The organism is Mesorhizobium sp. M0058, assembly GCF_040323095.1.
GTDB lineage: Bacteria > Pseudomonadota > Alphaproteobacteria > Rhizobiales > Rhizobiaceae > Mesorhizobium.
Genome location: NZ_JAMYUQ010000018.1, coordinates 39,003 through 61,492, shown reverse-complemented (window position 1 = coordinate 61,492; position 22,490 = coordinate 39,003). Strand labels below are relative to the sequence as shown.

The window sequence follows — 22,490 nt, the reverse complement described above, 5'->3', positions numbered from 1 at the left end:
CTTTGACCATGATCTTGTCCGCAAACGGGTTTGCACTTTGCGGGATCATGGCCGGATCCTGTTCAATCTTGGCGCGGCCGCCACCAGCGCCTTGCCGACCGCCGATTGCGGCCCGTCGATGATGGTGCGGGCGTCGCCGCTCTCGGCGATCCGCCCGGCGTCGAGAAGGACGACGCGGTGAGCGATCGCACGGACCACGCCGAGATCGTGCGAAATGAAGAGATAGGCGATCCGTTCCCTGGCTTGCAGGTCGAGCAGCAGTTCGAGGATCTGTCCGCGCACCGAAACATCGAGCGCCGACACTGCCTCGTCGAGCACGATCAGCGACGGGTTTGTCGCAATGGCGCGGGCGATGGCGACGCGCTGGCGCTGGCCGCCGGAGATTTCGTGAATGGCGCGCGGGGCGAGATCGGCTGCCAGCCCGACGCGATCCAGCAAGGCAGCAATGCGGGCCGGCCTCTCGGCGCGGGAAGCGATGGCATGGATGCGCAAGGGATCGTCAAGCACGCGAGCCACCGTGGCGCGCGGGTTGAACGCGGCGAGCGGATCCTGGAACACCATTTGCAGGCGCGCGCGCTTGGTGCGCAGGGCCGCACCCTTCAAGAGCAGAAAGTCATCGCCTTCGAACTGGACGGTGCCGGCGTCCGGCTCGATCAACCTAAGCACCAGCCGCGCGATCGTCGACTTGCCGCCGCCGGAGGGCCCGGCCAGCGCCAGCGTCTCGCCGGGTTCGATGGCGAAGGAGACACCGTCGACGTGCGCGATGGCCTTGCCGCCACGACGGTATCGCTTGGTAAGACCGGAGACGGTGAGCAAGTTCATGCCGGCGCCCGTCGTAGCAGCGGATCGGCGTCGAGGCCGAGATGGGCGTCGAGCAGCGTTCGTGTATAGGCATGGCGCGGGGCGTTTATGATTTGCTCCGTCGGGCCGAGTTCGATCAGTTCGGCGTTCCGGAATACAGCGATACGCTCTGCGAGTTCGGCGGCCAGCGCGATGTCGTGGCTGATGAACAGCAGCGTCATGCCGTCCTCCGCCACCAGTTGCCGAATGAGGCTGACGATTTCGGCTTGCACAATGGTGTCCAGCGCGCTGGTCGCCTCATCGGCGATCAGCAGTTTCGGACCGGCTGCAATGGCCGCGGCAACAGCAACGCGCTGCTTCTGGCCGCCGGAGAGCTGGTGCGGGAAAGCACGCATGGCGGTTTGTGGGTCGGGCAGCCGGACACGTTGGAGCAGGGTTTTGGCTTTGGCGTAAGCTTGTGGCCAGTCGAGGCCGAGGTGGGTGCGGGCGACTTCGGCGATCTGTTTGCCGACGGTCATGACGGGGTCGAGGCTGGCGGAGGGGTCCTGGAAGACGAAACCAATGTCGCGACCGGGAAGGGGGAGCGTACTGGGTTCGGTTAATTTGAGAGGTCGGCGTTCCGTCACACCCCCCTCTGTCCTGCCGGACATCTCCCCCGCAAGGGGGGAGATTGCTCTCTCATCTCCGCCTTCGCCAACCACGAACGTTGCAGAAGGGAAGCCGTCGGCAAAGCTGCTGATCTCCCCCCTTGCGGGGGAGATGTCCGGCAGGACAGAAGGGGGTGGGAAGGATCGCGGCGCCTGAAATTGCCACTTGAAATGCCCTTCAATCTTGGCGCTCGCCGGCAGCAGTCCAGCCACCGCCAGCGCCAGCGTGCTCTTCCCCGACCCGCTTTCGCCGATAATCGCCAGCCGCTCGCCGGCAATAACATCCAGGCTGACCCCCTTCAGTGCCGTCACTTCGCCCCCGTCCCGCCGATAGCGCACCGACAGGTCGCGTACCTCAGCCAGTGCGGTCATGACAGGCTCCTCCGCACCGCCGTCGTTTCGACCACGCCTTCGCCGGCGAGATAGACGCCGAGCACGGTCAGCACCAGGGCAATGCCCGGAGCGATCGACAGAAAGGGCGCGGTTCGCAGCACAGTGCGGCCCTCGGCAATCATGCCGCCCCAGGTAACGCGATTGGGGTCGCCGAGACCAAGGAAGGACAGCGCCGCCTCGGTGAGGATCGCGGCGGCCACGATCACCGAGGACAAGGCCAGCACCGGCGGCAACGCGTTGGGCAACACCTCGCGAAAAGCGATCTCAAGCGGATGCATGCCGATGACGCGAGCGCCGGCGACGTAATCGCGCTCGCGGATCGACAGCACTTCGGCGCGCGCTACACGCGCCGGTCCGGTCCAGGCGCCAAGCGCTATTGCCGTGACGACGACGCCGAGCGACGGCCCGACGACGCTGACGAAGGCCAGCGCCAGGAGAAAACTCGGCACGGTCTGGAAGGCATCGGTGATGCGCATCAGCCCCTCGTCCACAAGGCCGCCGGCAAAACCGGCCAGGGTGCCGACGACCGCGCCGATGAAGAGTGCCGCCGCTGCCGCCGCCAGGCCGACCGCCAGCGAGGTGCGGGCGCCGTGGAACAGTTCGGCCAGCACGTCACGGCCGAGCCGGTCGGTGCCGAGCGGCAGCGACCAGTCCTGGAAGGGCGGCAGCAGTGCTGGTCCGGCAATGGCCTGCGGGTCGCCGGGGAAGAGCAGCGACGCAAACAGCGCCATGGCGAACAGAAGCGCCAGGATGATCGCGCCGGCGACCGCTTCCGGCCGGCGCAGGAACCGCGGCAGCGCGCTCACGCGCTGGCCTCGCCGGCGCCGACGCGCGGGTCGAGGAAGGCGTAGGCGATGTCGACGGCAAGGTTGACGGCAATGACGAGGACGGCGCTGGTGAGGATGATGCCGAGCAGCAGCGGCGTGTCGCGCGAAGCGACCGCTTCCTGCGCCAGCCGGCCGAGCCCGGGCACGGCAAAGACGCTTTCGATGACGACGCTGCCGCCCAGCATCTGCGCCGATTGCAGGCCGAGCATGGTGACCAGCGGCAAGAGCGCGTTGCGGGCGACATGGGCGAGCACGATGCGGCGGCGTGACAGCCCCCTGGCGCGGGCGGCGAGCACAAAATCCTGCCGCCACGCCTCGGCCATGCCGGCGCGCATCATGCGCAGATAGAGCGCGAGATAGATGAAGCCGAGCGCGGAAACCGGCAGGACGAGGTGGACGGCGATGTCGGTGGCGCGGTCAAAACCGGTCTTGTCCGAGGCCAGGCTCTCGATGCCGCCGATCGGCAGCCAGCGCAGGTCGACGGCAAAGACGACGATCAGCACCAGGCCAAGCCAGAAACCCGGCACGGCATAAAGCGCCAGCGAGCCGATCGACAGGAAGCAGTCGCGAAAGCTGCCGGGTCTGGCGCCGGCGTAGATGCCGAGCGCCGAGCCCAAACCGAAGGAGAGCGCGGTGGCGGTCACCATCAAGAGCAGTGTCGTCGGCAGGCGTTCCAGGATGACATCGCGAATTGGCCGCGAGAAGGTAACGGACTGGCCGAGGTCGAAATGCAGCAGCGCCCAGAGATAGTTCGCGAGCCGTGTCAGCTCGGACTGGTCGAGGCCCCAGCGATGACGCAGCAATTCGATCATGCCGGCGTCGCCGCCGGTCGAGACGATGTAGGCGTCGACCGCGTCACCGGGGGCGGCTTCCAGGAGGAGGAATGTGCCGATGATGACGATCAGCAGCACGAAGATGCTGCCGACGAGGCGACGGCGCATGAGGGTGAGGGCGCGGGTCATGGGAAAGGCATAGCGCTGCGCCAGTCGGGAGAGGTGCGGTGTCTAGGCACCCCCCTCTGTCCTGCCGGACATCTCCCCCGCAAGGGGGGAGATTGGATGTCGCCTCTGCCTTCGCCAATCTTCGATGCCGAATGTACGCGACAGCGAAGCTGCTGATCTCCCCCCTTGCGGGGGAGATGTCCGGCAGGACAGAGGGGGGTGTGATGAAACGCGGCCCTACGCCATGCTTTCACACCAATTTCTTTGCGAACTTTCATCCGCGCAAATGTGTCACGATTCCAGATAGGTGTCCGCCCAGTTCGACACCGCCCATCGCGGGTTGTTGGCGATGTTGCCCACGGTATCGCGCGCGACGCTGATGAAGCTCCATTCGGCGACGTTGATCAGCGGCAGGTCCGCCGCGACCTGTTTCTGGAATTCCTTGTAGAGGTCGGTGCGCGCTGACGTATCCAGCGTCTCCGAAGCCTTGGCGATCAGCGCGTCGAGCGCGGCGTTCTTGTAGCCGCCCTGGTTGGAGAACGGCACGCCGTCGGGAATGCCGCTCTGCACCAGGATGGTGGTCGAGATCGCCGGGTCGCCGCGGAACACCGGCGGGCCGACGGCGAGGTCGAAGGTGTGGTCGGTGTAGACGGCCTTGATGTGCGCGGCCGAGTCGTTGTTGACGATCACGGCGTCGATGCCGATTGCCGCCAGCGCCTGGCGCAGATAGTCGCCGAACTGCTTCGTCTCGTTGAAATAGGGTGCCGGCAGGAGTTTCAGCGCAAAACGCTTGCCGTCATCGGCGCGCTTGTACCCCGCGTCGTCGAGCAAGGCGTTGGCCTTGGCGACGTCGAATGGATAGATCGGCACGTCGGCAGTGTAGAATTGCGGATCGTTCTTCGGCACCGGGCCGGTGGCGGTGGCGGCATAGCCGAGGAACACCGTCTTGACGACGAAGTCCTTGTCGATGGCATGCGCGATCGCCTGGCGGACCTTCACGTCGGCCAGTTCCTTGCGGCGATGGTTGATCTCGACGACGAGCTGATAGGTCAGCCCCTCATAGCCCTTGGAGATCACCTTCAGGCCCGGCACCTTGGAGATGCGGTCGAGGTCGGCCAAGGGCACGGCGGAGAAGGCGGCGAGCTGGATCTCTTCGGCCTCGAGCGCCGCTGCAGCCGACGTGCGGTCGGGTAGCACCTGGTAGATGATCTCGTCGAGATACGGCTCGTCCTTGGCCCAGTAATCCGCATTCCTGGTCAGCTTGTAATACTGGCCGGCCTTGTATTCGCCGAACTTGAACGGCCCGGTGCCGATGGGTGCATTGTTGGCCGGGTTGTCCTCGATCTTGCCGACCTCGTAGATGTGCTTCGGCACCACGCTTGACAGCGCCGGCAGCGCGTTGCGGATCAGCTGGAACGGCGTTGGCTTGGCGAATTTGAAGACGGCGGTCAGATCGTCAGGGGTGTCGACGCTGGCCAGATCCTTGAACACGGTGCGGCCGAGATTCTGCAGCGGCTTCCAGATCTGCAGCGCGGAGAAGGCGACGTCGGCCGAGGTGAACGGCTCGCCGTCATGCCATTTGACGCCGTCGCGCAGTTTGAAGGTCACCGACAGCCCATCGGCAGCACCTTCCCAGGAGAGCGCAAGGCGGGGTTCCAGTCCGTCCTTGCCTTCGAACGAGGCTTCGGCCAGCGTTTCGACGATCTTGCTGGAGATGAAGAAGACGCCGTTGGAGGCGACGATGGCCGGATTGAGGTTGCGCGGCTCGGAATCGGCGGCAAGCACGAGGCGGCCGCCCTTCTTCGGCGTCTGCGCCCAGCTGAATGTGGGCATGGCGGTGGAGGCCAGCAGCAAAGCTGAGCCGCCAAGCAGCGTGCGTCTGGAAATATCCGACATGATCAACCTCCGTCCTCTCCGCGACCAGATGGGCGCACCCCTCGAAGCTGGCCTCACCCGCCAGCATCCTCGCGGCGATTATGACCCTTGCCAAGGGTTTCGCCAGAGACGGAATTGGCGCATCCTTGCTTGGCTTTGAAATTTTCGTCCGCTGGACCAGTTTTAGAGGTGGCCCTTTCATTCTGGTATTCTGGTAGGACCAGATTGCCTTAGTGTGCAGCAATGACGAGTGGTGACAGCCTGCCGAAGCAATCTAACCTGTTTCTGGCTGGACCAGAGTTAACGAAATGGTGCAGATTTGATCGAAAGCCAAGGGATCGGCCGCTGCACGATCGGCGATCCCACGGAAATCAGGGAGAGAACAATGAACATTGCCCCGGGCAAGAGCGCCGTCAGCAATATCCCGTTCGACCAGGCGAGGGTCGACCGGCTGATGGAAGAGGCCGGCATCGATGTTCTGCTCGCGACGTCCAAGCACAACACGCAGTATCTGCTCGGCGGCTACAAGTTCATCTTCTTTGCCGCCATGGATGCGATCGGCCATAGCCGTTACCTGCCTGTCGTCGTCTATGAAAAGGGTGGGCCCGATCATGCCGCCTATATCGGCAACCGCATGGAAGGCGCCGAGCACCAGAACAACCCGTTCTGGACGCCGACGCTGCATGCCGCCTGCTGGGGCACGCTCGATGCTGCCAATCTTGCGGTCGAGCACGTGACGAAAATCGGCAAGGTAGGCGCCCGCATCGGCATCGAGCCGGCCTTCCTGCCGTCCGATGCTTATGCGCTGATCCGCAAGGCGCTGCCGGACGCGAAGCTGATCGACGCGACCGATATGCTGGAGCGCATGCGCGCCATCAAGACGGACGCCGAGCTGGAAAAGCTGCGCATCGCCTCCGAGCTGATCACCGATTCCATGTTGGCGACCATCCAGTGGGCGCACGAAGGCAAGACCAAGGCCGAGATGATCGAGCAGCTCAGGCGCGAGGAGACCAATCGCGGCGCGCATTTCGAATATTGCCTGCTGACGCTGGGCTCCAGCCACAACCGTGCGGCGTCACCGCAGGCTTGGGAAAAGGGCGAGGTGCTGTCGATCGATTCCGGCGGCAATTATCACGGCTATATCGGCGATCTCTGCCGCATGGGCATTCTGGGCGAACCGGATGCCGAGCTGGAAGATCTGTTGGCCGAGGTCGAGACGGTGCAGCAGGCGGCGTTCTCGAAGGTGAGGGCAGGCACCATCGGCGGCGATATGATTTCGCACGCGGAGGGCGTGCTGAAGGCGTCGAAGGTCGCGCCCTATACGGATTTCTTCGCCCATGGCATGGGCCTGATCACCCATGAAGCGCCGTTCCTGATGACCAACCACCCGGTCACCTATGAAGGCACCTATTCGGCCAAGCCGCTGGAGACGAACATGGTGCTGTCGGTGGAGACGACCATGCTTCACCCGACGCGGGGGTTCATCAAGCTGGAGGATACGCTGGCGGTGACGGATGCGGGGTATGTGATGTTTGGGGATCGGGCACGGGGGTGGAATAGAGGTGGGATAGCCTAGCTCGGCGCTACCCCCTCACCCGGATTGCCATCCGAATTTCGAAGGGCAATTCGGGGCTATCCGACCTCTCCCCGAGGGGAGAGGAGTTTGCGCCGGCGCTGGCTTCTGCCTCTTCTCCCCCTCGGGGAGAAGGTGGCCGCGAAGCGGCCGGATGAAGGGGGCCTTTCGCGATTACTTCCCCGCCGGAATCAACCTGAAATCCGGCAACTCCCGCAGCACCAGTTCGGGTCCGGCCGGCGAATAGACGACGAAGAGCTGCATCGGCCCATCGCCCGTGTTCAGTGTCGAATGGAAACGGCTTTCCGGCACATAGATGGTGCAGCCGGGGCCGACCTTGGCGACGACCGGATTGCCCTCCTCGTCCTCCACCATCTGCTCGCCATTGCCTGAGATGACGAAGATGATCTCTTCCGCGCCGGGATGGTTGTGGCGCGTGTGGCCCTTGCCTGACGGCAGGTCGACGACGCCGCCGGAAAAGCGCGTCGCGCCATTTACTTCCGGCGCGACTGTCAGCGACAGCTTGCCCCAGTCAAAGCCGAAGGCGCTCACGTCCTTCGGGTATACGAACACCTTGCTCTTGTCGGTCATGATCTCATCCCTTCTTTTTCTTCTGGTCGTGCAGCGTGACGGCCTTGAAATCCGCCGTCTGCCTGGCGATCGCGGCTTCAGCCGGCAGCCGTTCCATCGAACTCGCGCCATAAAAGCCATGCAGGCCCTTGCAGCGGTCGAGGATGTATCTCGCGTCGTCCGGCATGGAGATCGGTCCGCCATGGCAAAGCAGGATGACATCCTTGCGCACCGATCGCGCCGCGTTGGCGATGGCGTCGATCTCGACCACGCAGTCGTCGAGCGACTTGGCCGACGTGGCTCCGATCGAGCCGCCGGTCGTCACCCCCATATGGGCAACGACGATGTCGGCGCCGGCTTTTGTCATGGCGCGCGCCTCGTCGGGGTTGAAGACATAGGGCGTGGTCAGAAGATCGAGCTTGTGCGCCTCGGCGATCATGTCGACCTCCAGCCCGAAGTCCATGCCGGTTTCCTCAAAACTCTGGCGCATGCTGCCATCGAACAGGCCGATGGTCGGGAAATTCTGCACGCCGGAAAAGCCCATCGTCTTCAGCTCGGCAAGCAGCAGCGGCATGATGACGAACGGATCGGTGCCGTTGACACCGGCCAGCACCGGCGTCTTTTTGACCACCGGCAGCACCTCGTAGGCCATTTCCTTGACGATCTCGTTGGCGTTGCCATAGGCGAGCAGGCCGGCAGCCGAGCCGCGCCCGGCCATGCGGTAGCGGCCGGAATTGTAGATGATGATGAGGTCGATGCCGCCGGCTTCCTCGGCCTTCGCCGACAAGCCGGTGCCGGCGCCGCCGCCGACGATGGGCACGCCGTCGGTGATCATCGCCTTGAACTTCTTCAATATGTCCTTGCGCGGTATTGCGGGCATTTGTTGACTCTCACTATCTGGCGATGTCGAGGAAGGCCGCGGTTGCGGCTTTGGCAAATTCCGGATCGTTGATGTGCAACGGCAGGCGTGTGACGCGGCGCGTGGCGCTCGGCCTGATGGTGCGCTCGATGGCATCGAACAGCACGGCGTCGGCTTCGAGGTCGAAGAAGGCGCCGCCCTCGATATCTAGTGCCGAGACGCCTTTTTCGGGGATCAGGAAATGCACAGGGCCCTCGCAGCGAGCGAGCCTGGTGCCGATCCACTCGCCTATGCCGCGGCATTCATTCGCCGTGGTGCGCATAAGCGTGACGTTGGGATTGTGCTCGTAAAACAGCCGGCCCCTAAACTTCTCGGGAATGGTCGGCGGCGCCCAGAAATTGACCATGTCCAGCGCGCCGACCGAGCCTACATAGGGCAGCTTGGTGCGGGCGATGGCGCCGAAGCGGTCCTCCGTCGCCGGCAGCACGCCGCCGAACAGCAGGTCGCAGACTTCCGTCGTGGTGATGTCGATGACGCCGGCGAGCAGGCCCGAGTCCGCGAGCTTCTCCATCGAGCGGCCGCCGGTGCCGGTGGCGTGGAAAACCATGCAGTCATAGTTGGCGCGCAACTGATCCGCGATGGCGGTCACGCAAGGCGTGGTGACGCCGAACATGGTGAGCCCGAGTGCCGGCTTGCCGGTGGCAGTCGGCGCCGGCCTGGCGGCCATGCCGGCGATTGCCTGCGCCGCATTGTGCAGCACGACGCGTGACAGCCGGTTCAGTCCCGCCATATCGGTGACCGATGGCATCATGATGATGTCGGAGACGTCGACATAGGGCGCGGTGTCGCCGGAGGCGAGCGTCGAGACCATGATCTTGGGCAGCCCAAGCGGCAGCGCGCGCATGCCGGCAGTGATGATCGACGTGCCGCCGCCGCCGCCAATGCCGATCACGCCTGATATGTCGTCGCGCGACTGAATGAAATTTGTGAAGGCGGCGCTCATGCCGGCCACTGCCGTGCCGCGATCATCGATGCCGAGCACGCCACTGGCTCCACCCGGATGATGCGCCGCGACCTCGCTGGCCGGGATATCGACCGGCACCGTGGCACCGCGCGTTCCGATGTCGACGCGGGCAACCGAACTGCCGGTGGCGGCAATAGCATCGGCCAGGAAGGCAAGTTCCTCGCCCTTGGTGTCGGCTGTGCCCACCACGTAGATGCGCTTCATCGCGTTTCTCCCGTCACCGGCCGACCGGCGCCGGGCCGCCTGTCGCCCTTTGCCGGCCTTTCGGTGGGCAAAGGTCATTGCAATTTTTTGAGACGCGCGTATCGTATTGACATGGAAGTCTCACGTCAACAAGCCGCTGGGAACGACGACGCCAACGAGGCTGCAGAACGCGGCCCACGGGCCCGCACAAAACGGCTGATGCTGAAGACGGCGACGCGGCTGATGCAGGCGGGCGTCACCCCGTCGGTCAGCGAAGTCGCGGAGGCGGCGCAAGTGTCGCGCGCCACCGCCTATCGCTATTTCCCCAGCCAGGCAGCCCTGGTGCAGGCGGTGGTTGACGAGGGGCTTGGGCCGATCCTGACCTGGCAATCGACGTCCACCGATGCCGGGCGGCGCGTTGCCGAATTGTTCGATACCGCCATGCCGCGCATCGAAGCTTTCGAGGCAACTTTCAAGGCAGCGCTGAAACTGTCGCTCGACCAATGGGCGCAGCGGCAGGCGGGCACGCTGGGCGGCGAGCCGCAATTCACGCGCGGACATCGCGTCCAGCTGCTGAAGGATGCCATCGCACCGCTCAAGGGCCGGCTGCCGCCGCGCGAGTTCAAGCGCCTGGCGCAGGCGCTGTCGATGATGTTCGGCGTCGAAGTGCTGATCGTGCTGAAGGATATATGGGGGCTCGATAGCCGCGGCATGCGGTCGGTCGCGCAATGGGCGGCGGGCGCCCTTGTGCGCGCCGCGGTGGCGGAATCAACGGCTGAAATCGATGCGGCCCCGACGGCGGCATTGGCGAAATAGCGCCAATCTGGTTCGACCAGATTTGGATGCCCACTATTGATGTTAACCGGGATGGCAGTGCCGAAACAAGGCTCTCCTATATCAACGAGTAGGAAAATTCAGGGAAAACAGTCGGATACATGAAAAATCCGGTTATACAAGGTCCGGTGGTGATCCAAGAAAGAGCTTGACGGCTATCCAAAATTGGTAATACCAGATCAGGAAAGAAAAGGCGGATCGAGAATGACAGCCGCAGTCCATTTCGGCAGGACGAGGAGAATCATACGGATGGCGCGTGTTCCGTCCGCACGAGGTGGCGCATCGTGACGCAGACGTCGCCTCGCGCCAGTGACGGCAAGGGGATTGCGCTGCGCCTCGATGGGCTCAGCAAGGCCTATGGATCCGTGCGCGCCATCAACGACCTGAGCTTCGCCGTCGACGAAGGCCGCTTCTTCGTACTCTTCGGGCCGAGCTCCGTTGGCAAGACGACGACGCTGCGCACTATCGCCGGCCTCGTCAAGGCCGACTCCGGCACGCTTGAGATCGGCGGCCGCGACATGGCCCATGCGCCGATCGCCGGCCGAGGCATCTCGATGGTCTTCCAGTCTTTCGCGCTTTACCCCCACCTCACGGTCTATGACAATCTCGCCTACCCGCTGCGCGAGGAGAAAGCCGCGCGCGCCGAGATTGACAAGCGGGTGAAAGAGACCGCCGAGATCCTGAAGCTGACACACCGCCTGAAGGCCAAGCCGGCAACCCTGTCCGGCGGAGAGCAGCAGCGCGTCGCGCTCGGCCGCTCCCTGATCCGCCGGCCAAAGATTCTTCTGCTCGATGAGCCGCTCACCAATCTCGACGCCAAGCTCCGGCACGAGACGCGCGCCGAGCTGAAGCGGCTGCACCGCCAGTTCGGCATGACCGTGATCTATGCCACGCCCGACGAGATCGAGGCTCTCTCGATGGGCGAGACGATCGCCGTCATGCGCGATGGGGGCATCGTCCAGATCGGCACGCCAGACGAGCTTTACGAGCAGCCGATCGATACCTATGTCGCCAGCAAGATCGGCTCGCCGCACATGAATCTGTTCACGGCCTCGGTGCGCGCCGACACCAGATCTTTCGACACGCCGCTCGGGACTCTGGTTCCGGCGACGGCGCCAAAGACTGCCGATGCCAACGAGGCCGCGCTGATCGGCATTCGCCCGAGCGACATTCGGCTCGCCGCCAAGGGCGAAGCCGGGGTTGCCTCGAAGGTGCATCTGGTCGAACCGCTCGGCGACATAACGATCGTCTCGGTCGAGGCCGGCGGCGAGATGTTGCGCATGGTGCTGCCGGAAGCGATCGCCGCCAGCATCAGGACCGGCGATTCGGCATCGATCGCCATCGATAACAGGAAAATCCACGTCTTCCGCGCCGCGAGCGGCCAGGCAATGACCTGACTCGAAAGGCGAGAAGCAATCCGGTTAACCAAGGGAGGAAACGCGAATGACGGCGATGACCAAACTGAAAGGGCTAGCGACAGCCGCAAGCTTCGCTGCCACACTACTGGTGGGAGGCGTGACCTATGCCTCTGCCGAAGAAGTGACGTTGACGATGGCGGTGCCGGATTGGCCCCCGACCCGCATTATGAAGAAGTTCTTCGACGAGCAGTACAAGCCGAAGTCTGGCAATACTGTGAAGCTCGATGTGGACTTCATTCCGTGGCCGGATTTCTACACCCGCGTCAACGCCTCGTTGACCTCGGGCGAAAAGAAGTACAACTTCATCGTGTCGGACTCGCAGTGGCTGGGCGCCTTCGTCGAAGGCGGCTACTTCCGCAAGATCAACGATCTCATCGATGCCGACCCGGAACTCAAGGCGACGATGGAGTCGATGCATCCCGCCGTGCTCAACGCCTACTCGACCTATCCCAACAGCACGCCGAACTACTACGGCTTCCCGCAGTTCCCGGACGTGCTGGTCACCTACGGCCGCAAGGACGTGCTCTGCAACAACGACGAGCAGGCCGCCTACAAGGCGAAGTACAATGAGAAGCTGCCCTGCACCGGCGAAGAAATCGACGCCATGGACTGGAACACGTTCGAGCATGTTGGCGAATTCTTCCAGCGCAAGAAGGGCGACAAGCTCGCCGGCCAGGTGCTGGATGACGATTTCTATGGCATCGCCTATCAGGCAGGCAAAGGCTACGACTTCTCGACGAGCTCGGTCCACACGTTCGTCTGGGAGCATGGCGGCGGCATCTGGGATGAAACCAAGGCCCCGACCGGACATGCCGAAGGCGTCGTAAACTCCCCGAAGTCCATCGAGGGCATGGAGCATTTCCTCAAATTGCTGAAGTTCATGCCGCCGGTGGTCAAGACCGGCACCATGGACATCTTCGTCTCGGACCAGTTGTTCCGTGAAGGCAAGGTGGCCATGAACATCGACTGGATCGGTCTCGCCGAAGCCTCGCTCGATCCCAAGACGTCGAAGGTTGCCGACAAGCTGGTGTTCGGATTGGCGCCAGGCCTGCGCGGTGCCGACGGCAAGGTGAATCGTACGTCACAGATCGGCGGACAGCCTTTCGTTCTCACCACCTGGACGACGCCTGAGCAAATCAAGGAAGCGGTTGGCTTCGTGAAGTGGTGGCTCTCGCCTGATATCCAGCACCAGTTCGCCGCCGGCGGCGGCCAGTCCGCGATCAAGTCGGTCTACAGCGATCCGAAGTATGTGACCTATCGTCCGTGGGACCGCGCCTGGGCGAACTCGCTCGACTGGCAGAAGGACATGTGGCACGTGCCGCAGTTCTTCGAACTGCTCACCCAGCAGCAGGACCAGTACGACCTAGCCATCACTGGCAAGCAGGACGCCAAGACCACCTTGGATAACATCGCCAAGTTCCAGGAGGACCTCCTGAAGAACGATGGTCTTATCCAGTAACCTTCCGACATAGCTGCGGGGAGCGGGCAAAAGCCGCTCCCCGTCATTGCCACTTCAGGCGCTCCATATTTCGGACTCCCATGACCGCTGTTTCAAGCACGCTGCTGACACCACGCCTTACCGCGGTTGTTGCCCACAACTGGAAACTCGCCATCGCTGTCGCTGTCGTCGTGTCGGCCATATCAATGGCGGGCTTGCCTGCGGCTGTCTCCTTCTGGGTGGTGGGCGCCGCGGTGGCGTTGGTCGCGGCCGCATTTACCGTCAACGCGTATCGCCGCCACTACTTCGGCGCCTTGCTGGTCGCTCCGGCAATCGCCGTTCTGTTTGTGATGAATATCTTCCCCCTGCTGTGGTCGCTGGGCCTTTCGTTCTTCGCCTACCAGGCAAACCAGCAGACGATCCGCTTCGTCGGACTTGGGAACTACATCCGGATCCTTACCAACGATCTCGCTGCTCACGCGACTTGGGGCGCGCTGATCAACACCGCCATGTTCGTCGTGTTCACCGTCTCCGCGCAGATGATCGTCGGCTTTCTGCTGGCCATCCTGTTCGCCAAGCAATTTCCGCTGCGCAAGTATTTGTTGATCCTGGTGCTGACACCGATGATGCTTTCGGTTGTCGCCTCTGGCGTGTTCTTCACCTACTACTATGACCCGACATTCGGGATTCTCAGCTACGTCATCAATTCCATCTCCGGCAACCAGTTCATCCTGATGAGCAACAAAGTCGGTGCCGTGGCGGGAATCGTTTTCGCCGACGCATGGATGTGGTCGCCCTTCGTCATGCTCCTTGTGCTGGCGGGCCTCGTCTCGGTGCCGAAATACCTTTACGAGGCCGCTGCCATCGACCGTATTTCCAGCTGGCGGCAATTCTGGATGATCACCTTCCCCTACATCCGCGGCCTTCTGATGTTGGCCCTTCTCTTCCGCACCATCGAGGCATTCAAGCTGGCGGATCTCGTCATCCTCCTCACCAAGGGCGGCAACGACACGCTGACGATCTCCTATCACTTGATCCGCATCGCCAACGAGCAGAACAAGACGAGTGAGGGCGCGTCGATCTCCTATCTGATGCTGTTCATGGTGATCGTTCTCACCAACCTCTACCTGTACCTCGCAAACCGCCGTACGCAGGGAGCCTAACCCGTGACCGAATCGATATTGGGAAAGCTCGGCTTCCGCAGGGCCAGCGGAGTAGACGAGGCCGGCTGGGGGCGGACGCTCGCCGTGGCCGTCGTCGCCTTTATCTATTTTCTGCCGGTGCTGTTCATCATATTCACCGCCTTCAAACCGCAGGGCGACGCGCTTCTGGTGCCTCCGACGCTGTCGCCCACGTCGCTGTTCGGCTTGATTCCGGATCATTTTGTGTTCAAGCCCACGCTCGAAAATTTTGGGTCCGTCTTTTCTCGCTCGATGACGTCGGGCGGTGCCCCGGAAGCGACAGGATTCGACCGTTATTTCTTCAACTCGATCTTCATCGCCTCGGCTTCGGTGCTGCTGGCGCTGGTCATCGGCACCCTGGCGGCCTTCGGCTTCTCGCGCTATCCGCTGAAAGGCAATGACACCTACCTGTTCATCATCCTGACCACGCGCATGCTGCCGGCGATTGTGGTGATCATTCCGGTGATCCTGATGTTCCGCGTAGTGGGCCTGTCGGGCTCGTATCTCGGCATCATCATGCTCTACACCGCCTTCAACTTGGCCTTCACCATCTGGATGATGAAGAGCTTCTTCGATGAATTGTCGCCAGACGTCGAGGATGCCGCCCGCCTCGACGGATCGTCCGGAATGCGGGTGTTCTTCAAGATTTGCCTGCCCCAGGTCATTGCCGGGCTCGCCGCCACGTTCGTGTTCGGCCTGATCCTCACCTGGAACGAGTTCCTCTTCGCCCTCTTGCTCTCGGGGCCTGACACGAGGACGGTCCCGGTCGCCATGAACCAGGCCGTGTCGTCGGGTGGACGCGGCACCGACTGGACTTTGCTTGCCGCCATCGAAACCCTGTTCCTCGTCCCAGTCTTCCTGGTCACCTTCTTCTTGCAAAACCATCTGTTGCGCGGTGTTACCTTCGGCACGGTGAAGCGCTGAGATGTCAACCATCGAACTCCGCAAAGTCACCAAGCGCTTCGGCTCCTTCACCGCGGTCAAGGACGTTGACCTGTCGGTGGCCGCCGGTGAGGTCGTCTGCCTTCTCGGCCCGTCCGGCTGTGGCAAGACGACGACCTTACGCGTCATCGCCGGGCTGGAAAGCGTCACTGACGGCGAGGTCGTCGTCGCCGGCAAGGTGATGAACAAACTGCCGCCCGAAAAGCGCGACATCGCCATGGTGTTCCAGTTCTACGCGCTCTACCCGTCGGCATCGATCGCCGAGAACATCGCCTTCCCGCTCTATCATGACGGCATTTCCGGGGCTGAGCGGACTGCCCGCGTCAACCGCGTCGCCGCGATCCTTCACTTGGAGCACGTTCTCGACCGGCTGCCGAACCAGATATCCGAGGGCGAAAAGCAGCGCGCCGCCATGGCCCGCGCCATCGTCCGCGACCCCAATTGCTTCCTCTTCGACGAGCCCTTGTCGCGTCTCGATGTCGAACTGCGCCAAACCATGCGTGGCCAGATCAAGGAAGTGCTGCAGGGCCTCTCCAAAGCGACCGTGATCGTGACCCATGACCAGCTCGAAGCGCTCACCATGGCCAACCGCATCGCCATCATGAAGGACGGCCTGATCGAGCAAGTCGGCTCACCGCACGAGGTATTTGCCAAGCCCGCCAATGCTTTCGTGGCGAGCTTCATCGGCACGCCGCAGATGAATCTTCTCGAGGCCGACCTCAAGGCCTTCGCCGATGGCACGGCGGACATGACCGTTGCCGGCATTAGTCTGGCGATCCGCACGGACGCGGCGGTCGCGCGCCTGCAGCCCGGCAAGGTGACGATCGGTGTCCGCCCCCGTGCTTTCACCGTGACCGATACGGGGGACCGTGGCACCATCTCCGCCAGAGCCGAGCTCATCGAGCCCATGGGCGCCGAAACCCTTATTCATGCCCGCACGGCGGCAGGCGCCGACATCCGCGTCGTGGTGACGAGAAGCCAGTGGGTCAAGGTCGGCGAGGCGCTGAATCTACGCCCCGATCCCAGGCAAACCCATGTCTTCGATGGCGCCGGAAAGGCGGTGCGGTCATGAGCGACAGTTCTTCCGGCATGAGCCGCGCCGGCGCGTTCCGCCTCGAGCTCTTCATCATTGGCCTCGGCGTCTTGGCGCTGGTGCTGATCTTTCAACCCTTTTCCATCGGCCTGTACGCGGTCGGCAGCGGTCTCGTGGTGCTTGCCGGGCTCATCAACAACCTGCTGCCGTTGGCCCAGCCGGGCGTCAAGGTGCGCAGTGTGGTGACCGTAGCGCTGGTCGTGGCGCTGGTCTTCTGCATTGCGCTGCTGGTATCGATCACGGCGGCGCATCTCTACGGCGTCTTCTTCCTCAATCCACCGGACCCCAACACTCTCGCCGGCAAGGCGCAGCTCGCCACGCCGCCTTTCTACAAGCAGGCTTTCGTGTGGGAAATCGCCGCCGCGGCGGTGATTCTCGCGCTGATCGTCACCGCTCTCAACAAGACAGCGCGATGATCAGCAGCTGACGCTATCCGGCAGGTCGCGCTCGCGCCCGTCCGCGACGGTCGGTGTGCGTCGCCCTCTCAACTCTCACGCTGTCATCCTCCGGCTTGACCGGAGGACCCGACGCCGAGATCAAGGATCGTGTCGACCGCGCCGCCAAAACACTCAGGATCGAACATCTGCTCGACCGCAAGACCGATCGTCTGTCCGGCGGCGAGATGCAGCGCGTTTCGATCGGCCGCGCCATCGTGCGCAAGCCGCGCGTGTTCCTGATGGACGAACCGCTGTCGGCGCTCGACGCCAAACTGCGCGAGGCGCTGCGCACGGAACTGAAGAACCTGCAGATCCAGCTTGGCGCCACCTTCCTGTTCGTCACCCACGACCAGATCAAGGCGATGTCGATGGGCGACAAGGTGGGCGTGCTCAACCATGGCCGCATCATCCAGACCGGCACGCCGCACGAGATCTATAACAATCCGCGCGATACCTATGTGGCCAGCTTCGTCGGCTCGCCGCCGATGAACCTGATCGATGGCAAGCTGGTCAACGGCCGCGCGGTGATGGCGCCGCTAAATTTCGAACTGCCTTTCTCTGGGGGTGCCAAGGCGGGCGGTGCGACCGACGGTCGCCCGCTCGTCTTCGGTATTCGACCTGAGGATGTGTATCTTGAAAGCGGTGCGCCGGTCGAGGCACGCGTCCACGATGTCGAGAACCATGGCGTGGAAAAGATCCTGACTCTGCGGGTCGGCGACACGACGCTGCGCGCCACGGTGCCGGCCAGAACCGATGTCCAGATCGAGCAGCCGGTGCGCTTTGCCTGGAATCATGACAAGGTGGTGCTGTTCGACAAGGGCAGCGGCGTGAGCTTGCTGCACGCCAGCTAGTTGCGGTCGAACGACGGCGCCGCCTGACTATTTCTGGAAGTAGGTCTCGTAAGGCGTATCGTTGATCAGCAGGATCACGCACTCCGTCTCTGAGAGGCAGGCGTCGTCGTGCATCTCGTTGGCCTTCTGGGTCCAGTAGGATCCCGGCGGCAATTCGACCTTCGTCGCTTCGCCGCCGTCCATTTGCCAATGCGCCCACAGTCCCTTGATGACCACCGCGCGATAGTCGGCGGTGTGCGCATGAACCGGCGCGCGCCAGTTGCCGGGAACTTTCAGCAAGGTGCCCGCCGGGCCTTTGGCCCGGTCACCCCACAACGGGCCAAGGCGATGCGGCTGGTCTGGCACTTCGGCGACATAGGGGATCTTGTCGGCCGGGAGATAGCTGTCCTCGAGGGCAAAGGCGCGAGCGGGAAAGACGCAAGAAACGGCGAGCGCCAGAAACGCGCTGTCTTCGGCGGCCTGGTGGTCGACAATGCCGGTGTGGCCAGCGCCTTCGCCTATTGTGGCGCTGCGACCTTGCTGGCGGCGATCGTTGTGTTCGCGCGCGGCCCTAAGCGCGTCGAATAGCCGATAGCCATCCTTGGCTGAAGCAGCGGGCCCGAGAACTATCAAGGTTTTCGGGGCGTTGCTTTTGTGGTGAGAGGCCACCGTAGGGTCAGACCGCGCGGCCGTCGAAGTCGAAGACCGGCAGGCCGGTGGGATCGAAATCGGCGACGCAGTTGAGGTTGATGTAGGCGCTGCGTTCGCTGCCCTGACTGACATCCTCGGCAAAGGGATGGATGCCGCAGGTGCGGCAGAAGCGATGCGCCATTGCATGATTGCCGAATGTGTAGGTGCCGAGATCGTCGCCCCACGCCAGCACCGTCAGGCTGTCATGCGGGATGGCGGCCAACAGCGCGCCCTTGCGCGAGCAGATCGAACAATTGCACCGCACGGCGCCGGTCAGCTGCGCCTTGAATTCGAACGCAACCTTGCCGCAGTGGCAGCTGCCTTTGTACAGCATCAGTCCCTTCCTATCGCTGGCAGGTGCAAAGGCACGCTGTCCGGGCTATTCCTTCCGCTGACCTAGCGGCCCATATGCCTTAAAGACGCTCCACCTTGACGGAATCCGACATCGACATGCAATCAATCCGCGATCGTCTCGAGATCATCCTGTCACGTCTTGCCAGTTGCGCGGCAGGCGAGAAGGTGTTCACCAAACTCTATGCCGAGGCGGCGCGCGCAGCGGCCGAGGCCACCGATGCGCGCAAGAAGGCCGGCGTATCGCTCGGGCCGCTCGACGGCACCATCGTGTCGATCAAGGATCTGTTCGATGTCGCCGGCGAGCCGACCACGGCCGGGTCGCTGATGCTGAGGGACACCGCGCCCCGTCGGCACGACGCTGCGGTCGTCAGCCGTCTGCGCCAGGCCGGCGCCGTCATCATCGGCAAGACCAACATGACCGAATTCGCCTTCACCGCTATCGGCGACAACATGCACTACGGCACACCGGGCAATGCCGCCGACACCAGCCGCATTCCAGGCGGTTCGTCGTCGGGCGCCGCCGTGTCCGTTGGCGAGGGGACGAGCGACATTTCCATCGGCTCCGACACCGGCGGTTCGGTGCGCATCCCGGCATCGCTGAACGGCGTCGTCGGTTTCAAGCCGACGGCGCGGCGCGTGCCGCTGACTGGTGCCTATCCCCTTTCCGCGACGCTGGATTCGATCGGGCCGCTGGCGCTGAGTGTTGCTGCGTGTGCCCTGGCTGACGCCGCGATGACGGGCGAGCAGATGCCGCAACTGCACCTGCCGTTAGCGCTTGCCGGGCTTCGTGTCGGCATTCCGCGCGGCCTGCTTTTCGAAGACACGGAAACGGAGATTGCCGCCGCGTTCGATCGCAGCCTTGCCGGGATCGAGCAGGCAGGCGCGTGGCTCACGGACATTTCGATCGACGACCTCATTGCCGATCTGCGCCTGGCCACCAAACGCGGCTCGATCGCGGCCATGGAAGGTTCTGAAATCCATGCCGACTGGCTGGCGACGGGCGCATCGGTGCCGGTCGATCCCCATGTCAGCGGGCCGCTGTCGCGGGCGGCGGCCATACCGACGCCGGTTTATATCAGGGCAATGCGTCGTCGCGCTGCACTGTGCATAGCCATGGACGAGCGGTTGGGTTCGGTCGATGTGCTAGCTCTGCCGACCACGCCGGTGACAGCGCCGACTATCGTTTCGATGGCCGAGGATACGGCTCTGCGTGAACGCACCGAAGGTCTGCTGCTGCGCAATACCCAGGTCGCCAACCAGTTCGACCTCTGCGCGATCTCGCTGCCGATGCCCGGCATGACGCTGCCGGCCGGACTGATGCTGGTGGCGCGCAATGGCCACGACCACCATCTGCTGCGCATCGCGGCTGAAGTCGAGCGGCTGCTCCGATAGGCAGCGAGCCGTAGGTCGGCAGTCAACGTGCCGCGCAGCGCTTGCGCTCGCTTTTCTTGGAGGAGCGTTCGATTTTGGTAACGACCAGCATCGGCGGATCGTTCGGCTGGCCGCGATGCTGGATCGATCCTCGGACGACGAGTTTTCCAGCATAAAGCTTGTCGGAGAGGTCAGGTGCCGATCTGTCCAGCGGCGGCAATTCCGTAGTGTTGAGCTCCACGCCTTTAACGACATTGCCGGTGGTCAGATCCAGCGCATTGCCTGACGGGCAGGGCGCCATCATGCAGACGATCCCATTGCTGCAATAGACATAATCGCTGCTTTGTGCCGCCGCGAGCGAAGGTAAGGCCACGATCGACGACACTGCGAGAACCAGAGATGCGAAGCGAAAACCGGACATGGTTCACGCGTCCGCCGGGAACCGTCTGCGGTAATGCTCGACCACATCGGGATTGCGCAGATTGACAGGCAGCCGGTTGGCCAGCACCAGCAAGGTCTCGCCGGCCGCGCCCACGCCCATGCGCATCATCGATTGCTCGGTAATCCCCGCCATATGCGGGGTGACGATAACATTGTCGAAACCGAAATAGGGATGGTTTGCCGGCAGCGGCTGCGTGGCAAAGACGTCGAGTGCGGCGCCGCCGATCCGGTCTTGGCGCAAGGCCTCGATCAGCGCCTCGTCGTCGATCACCGGTCCGCGCGAAATGTTGATCAAAAGCGCGTCCGGCTTCATGCGGGCAATGCGTTCGCGGCTGATCAGGCCGCGCGTTTCCGGCGTCAGCGGGCAGCAGAGCACGATGATGTCGCTCTGTTCGATCAGCGCATCGATCGACAGGAAGCCGATCCTGTCGGGTGCCGGCTGCATGCTGCGGGTCGTCGCCACGACGTCGAGGCCGAAGCCGTGCGCGGCGATATGGGCGACCGCCTGACCGATGGCGCCGAAGCCGATGATGCCGATGGTCTTGCCGGCAAGCTCGCTGGCATGGCTGGCGTGGTCGCGGCCGGCATTCCAGCCCTTGGCGCGCAAGTCGCGGTCTACCGAACGGAAGCGCCGAAGCAGGGCAAGGGCCGCGAACATCACATATTCGGCGACCGAACGCGCATTGACCGCCGGCACGTTGGCGACCAGCACGCCGGCCGCGGCCGCGGCCTCCATCGGCACCATGTCGAGCCCGGCACCGTGGCGGACCGCTGCTCTGAGTTTCGTGGCGTTTTCGAACAGCGACGGCGGCAGCGGTGCGCGAACGATGATGACGTCGGCATGCTTCGCCTCGGCCGTCAGCGTTGCCGCATCGAGCGCTGAGGCGACGACGAGTTCGCCGGCGCCCGCCAGCATGGCGGAGGCACGCGGGTGCAGCGTGTGCGTCGACAGGATTCTGGGCATGGGGCTCTCGCTAGTCGCAATTCTCAAAGGAAAGCGCCGCGCGCTTTTCCCAGAAAAACCGTTTCACACCTTTCCTGGAATTGCACTAGACCTTCTCAAGTGCCAGGCTTTGCGCTTGCGCCTCCCGGCCCTCGATGATCCCCTTCCAGTAGCTTTCCGCGCCTTGCAGGTGGGCGCTCATCAGCGCCTGGGCGAGATTGCCGTCGCGACGCAGCAGCGCCTCGTAGATCTGGATATGCTCGGCATGCGAGCGCACTGAGCGCTCGGGATCGTTGAAGTAGATCGGCAGCCGCTGCTCGCCCATCAGGTAATAGACACTGCAGATATTGTGGAAGACGCCGTTCTTGGTCGCCCGCACGATTTCGAGGTGGAATTCGCGGTCTTCCTTGGCGAGGCCTTCGCCGGCGGCGATGCACTCCTCCGAGGCTTTCAGGATCTCCCGCAGGCGTTCGAAATTCTCTTCGGTGGCACGCGAACAGGCAAGTTCGGCGGCCTTGATCTCGTGGATCTTGCGCAGTTCGACGGTCTCGTAGATCTGCACCGGATCGAGCGGCAGGCCCGCGCGGGCAAAAAGAGCCAAGGCTTCTACACTGGCCTGCCTGGTGTCGACATAAATGCCGGATTTGGCGCGGCGCTCGACGATGCGCATGGCCTCCAGAATGGCCAGCGCCTCGCGGATCTGGCCGCGGCTGACGACGAAATGCTCCGCCAGTTCGCGCTCCGAAGGCGTGCGGCCGGTCTCCTTGTCCGAATGGGCGAAGAGATAGGCGGCGAGCTCGGCGAGAAGGTTCTTTTCTTTCATCG

Annotated in this window: 23 protein-coding genes; 10 read left to right on the top strand and 13 right to left on the bottom strand. The window is 63.4% G+C overall.

All coding sequences use genetic code 11. The annotated features are described in order from the left end of the window. Positions 1-45: 45 nt before the first annotated feature. The 5 genes from NKJ75_RS27055 to NKJ75_RS27035 all read right to left on the bottom strand — a co-directional run bounded on the left by NKJ75_RS27055 (position 46) and on the right by NKJ75_RS27035 (position 5,505). Positions 46-822: an ATP-binding cassette domain-containing protein gene (locus tag NKJ75_RS27055; RefSeq protein ID WP_023744052.1), complete on the bottom strand. Its 777-nt coding sequence runs from the start codon at positions 820-822 to the stop codon at positions 46-48. Then, the gene (locus tag NKJ75_RS27050; RefSeq protein ID WP_023835045.1) at positions 819-1,820 is read right to left on the bottom strand and encodes an ABC transporter ATP-binding protein; all 1,002 of its coding nucleotides are present in this window, start codon (positions 1,818-1,820) and stop codon (positions 819-821) included. The genes NKJ75_RS27055 and NKJ75_RS27050 overlap by 4 nt, the downstream gene beginning before the upstream one ends. Beyond that, complete coding sequence (locus NKJ75_RS27045) at positions 1,817-2,647, bottom strand: ABC transporter permease (RefSeq protein WP_023835044.1); 831 nt, start codon at positions 2,645-2,647, stop codon at positions 1,817-1,819. Before NKJ75_RS27045 ends, NKJ75_RS27050 begins: the two co-directional genes overlap by 4 nt. Beyond that, entirely contained in the window at positions 2,644-3,630 is a 987-nt protein-coding gene (locus NKJ75_RS27040) for an ABC transporter permease (protein ID WP_023804581.1), read from the bottom strand. Before NKJ75_RS27040 ends, NKJ75_RS27045 begins: the two co-directional genes overlap by 4 nt. A 270-nt stretch (positions 3,631-3,900) precedes the next feature. After that, positions 3,901-5,505, bottom strand: coding sequence for an ABC transporter substrate-binding protein (locus NKJ75_RS27035; RefSeq protein ID WP_081726211.1), 1,605 nt, complete (start codon positions 5,503-5,505; stop codon positions 3,901-3,903). A gap of 364 nt (positions 5,506-5,869) precedes the next feature. Between NKJ75_RS27035 and NKJ75_RS27030 the strand changes: the two genes are divergently transcribed. Then, positions 5,870-7,060, top strand: coding sequence for a M24 family metallopeptidase (locus tag NKJ75_RS27030; protein WP_023835042.1), 1,191 nt, complete (start codon positions 5,870-5,872; stop codon positions 7,058-7,060). Between the two features lie 171 nt (positions 7,061-7,231). Here the strand turns inward: NKJ75_RS27030 and NKJ75_RS27025 are convergent, their stop codons facing one another. The 3 genes from NKJ75_RS27025 to NKJ75_RS27015 are packed head-to-tail and all read right to left on the bottom strand — an operon-like array spanning position 7,232 to position 9,714. Next, the gene (locus NKJ75_RS27025) at positions 7,232-7,648 is read right to left on the bottom strand and encodes a cupin domain-containing protein (RefSeq protein ID WP_023698983.1); all 417 of its coding nucleotides are present in this window, start codon (positions 7,646-7,648) and stop codon (positions 7,232-7,234) included. Positions 7,649-7,652: 4 nt separating this feature from the next. Then, positions 7,653-8,507, bottom strand: coding sequence for a phosphoenolpyruvate hydrolase family protein (locus NKJ75_RS27020; RefSeq protein WP_023726424.1), 855 nt, complete (start codon positions 8,505-8,507; stop codon positions 7,653-7,655). A gap of 13 nt (positions 8,508-8,520) precedes the next feature. Then, positions 8,521-9,714: a Tm-1-like ATP-binding domain-containing protein gene (locus NKJ75_RS27015; RefSeq protein WP_023726425.1), complete on the bottom strand. Its 1,194-nt coding sequence runs from the start codon at positions 9,712-9,714 to the stop codon at positions 8,521-8,523. A gap of 111 nt (positions 9,715-9,825) precedes the next feature. Between NKJ75_RS27015 and NKJ75_RS27010 the strand changes: the two genes are divergently transcribed. From NKJ75_RS27010 to NKJ75_RS26975, 8 genes are all read left to right on the top strand, one after another. Then, on the top strand, positions 9,826-10,509 hold the full coding sequence (locus NKJ75_RS27010) for a TetR/AcrR family transcriptional regulator (RefSeq protein ID WP_023704248.1): 684 nt from the start codon (positions 9,826-9,828) through the stop codon (positions 10,507-10,509). Positions 10,510-10,811: 302 nt separating this feature from the next. Next, positions 10,812-11,924, top strand: coding sequence for an ABC transporter ATP-binding protein (locus tag NKJ75_RS27005; RefSeq protein WP_027048959.1), 1,113 nt, complete (start codon positions 10,812-10,814; stop codon positions 11,922-11,924). A gap of 46 nt (positions 11,925-11,970) precedes the next feature. After that, positions 11,971-13,404 (top strand): ABC transporter substrate-binding protein, encoded by a 1,434-nt coding sequence (locus NKJ75_RS27000; protein ID WP_023728574.1) that lies wholly within the window; start codon positions 11,971-11,973, stop codon positions 13,402-13,404. An 80-nt stretch (positions 13,405-13,484) separates the two neighbouring features. Continuing rightward, positions 13,485-14,546: a carbohydrate ABC transporter permease gene (locus NKJ75_RS26995; RefSeq protein WP_023835039.1), complete on the top strand. Its 1,062-nt coding sequence runs from the start codon at positions 13,485-13,487 to the stop codon at positions 14,544-14,546. A gap of 3 nt (positions 14,547-14,549) precedes the next feature. Next, positions 14,550-15,488, top strand: coding sequence for a carbohydrate ABC transporter permease (locus NKJ75_RS26990; protein ID WP_023728572.1), 939 nt, complete (start codon positions 14,550-14,552; stop codon positions 15,486-15,488). Position 15,489: 1 nt separating this feature from the next. Further along, positions 15,490-16,578, top strand: coding sequence for an ABC transporter ATP-binding protein (locus NKJ75_RS26985; protein ID WP_023733630.1), 1,089 nt, complete (start codon positions 15,490-15,492; stop codon positions 16,576-16,578). Next, positions 16,575-17,015: a hypothetical protein gene (locus NKJ75_RS26980; protein WP_023728570.1), complete on the top strand. Its 441-nt coding sequence runs from the start codon at positions 16,575-16,577 to the stop codon at positions 17,013-17,015. The genes NKJ75_RS26985 and NKJ75_RS26980 overlap by 4 nt, the downstream gene beginning before the upstream one ends. A gap of 80 nt (positions 17,016-17,095) precedes the next feature. Continuing rightward, on the top strand, positions 17,096-17,887 hold the full coding sequence (locus NKJ75_RS26975) for an ABC transporter ATP-binding protein (protein WP_352500402.1): 792 nt from the start codon (positions 17,096-17,098) through the stop codon (positions 17,885-17,887). A 27-nt stretch (positions 17,888-17,914) separates the two neighbouring features. On the opposite strand, the gene NKJ75_RS26970 is transcribed toward NKJ75_RS26975, so the two are convergent. Beyond that, a complete protein-coding gene (locus tag NKJ75_RS26970; protein ID WP_027048960.1) occupies positions 17,915-18,325 on the bottom strand; it encodes a DUF4437 domain-containing protein in 411 nt (136 codons plus the stop codon). A 217-nt stretch (positions 18,326-18,542) separates the two neighbouring features. Beyond that, entirely contained in the window at positions 18,543-18,890 is a 348-nt protein-coding gene (locus NKJ75_RS26965; RefSeq protein ID WP_023669842.1) for a GFA family protein, read from the bottom strand. A 116-nt stretch (positions 18,891-19,006) separates the two neighbouring features. Here NKJ75_RS26965 and NKJ75_RS26960 point away from each other — a divergent pair, with 116 nt between their 5' ends. Next, the gene (locus NKJ75_RS26960) at positions 19,007-20,302 is read left to right on the top strand and encodes an amidase (RefSeq protein ID WP_352500401.1); all 1,296 of its coding nucleotides are present in this window, start codon (positions 19,007-19,009) and stop codon (positions 20,300-20,302) included. 22 nt (positions 20,303-20,324) lie between these two features. On the opposite strand, the gene NKJ75_RS26955 is transcribed toward NKJ75_RS26960, so the two are convergent. The 3 genes from NKJ75_RS26955 to NKJ75_RS26945 all read right to left on the bottom strand — a co-directional run bounded on the left by NKJ75_RS26955 (position 20,325) and on the right by NKJ75_RS26945 (position 22,488). After that, positions 20,325-20,702, bottom strand: coding sequence for a hypothetical protein (locus NKJ75_RS26955; protein ID WP_023692018.1), 378 nt, complete (start codon positions 20,700-20,702; stop codon positions 20,325-20,327). Between the two features lie 3 nt (positions 20,703-20,705). Further along, positions 20,706-21,686 (bottom strand): NAD(P)-dependent oxidoreductase, encoded by a 981-nt coding sequence (locus NKJ75_RS26950; RefSeq protein WP_023686626.1) that lies wholly within the window; start codon positions 21,684-21,686, stop codon positions 20,706-20,708. An 85-nt stretch (positions 21,687-21,771) separates the two neighbouring features. Then, the gene (locus NKJ75_RS26945) at positions 21,772-22,488 is read right to left on the bottom strand and encodes a FadR/GntR family transcriptional regulator (protein ID WP_023686625.1); all 717 of its coding nucleotides are present in this window, start codon (positions 22,486-22,488) and stop codon (positions 21,772-21,774) included. Positions 22,489-22,490 lie beyond the last annotated feature (2 nt).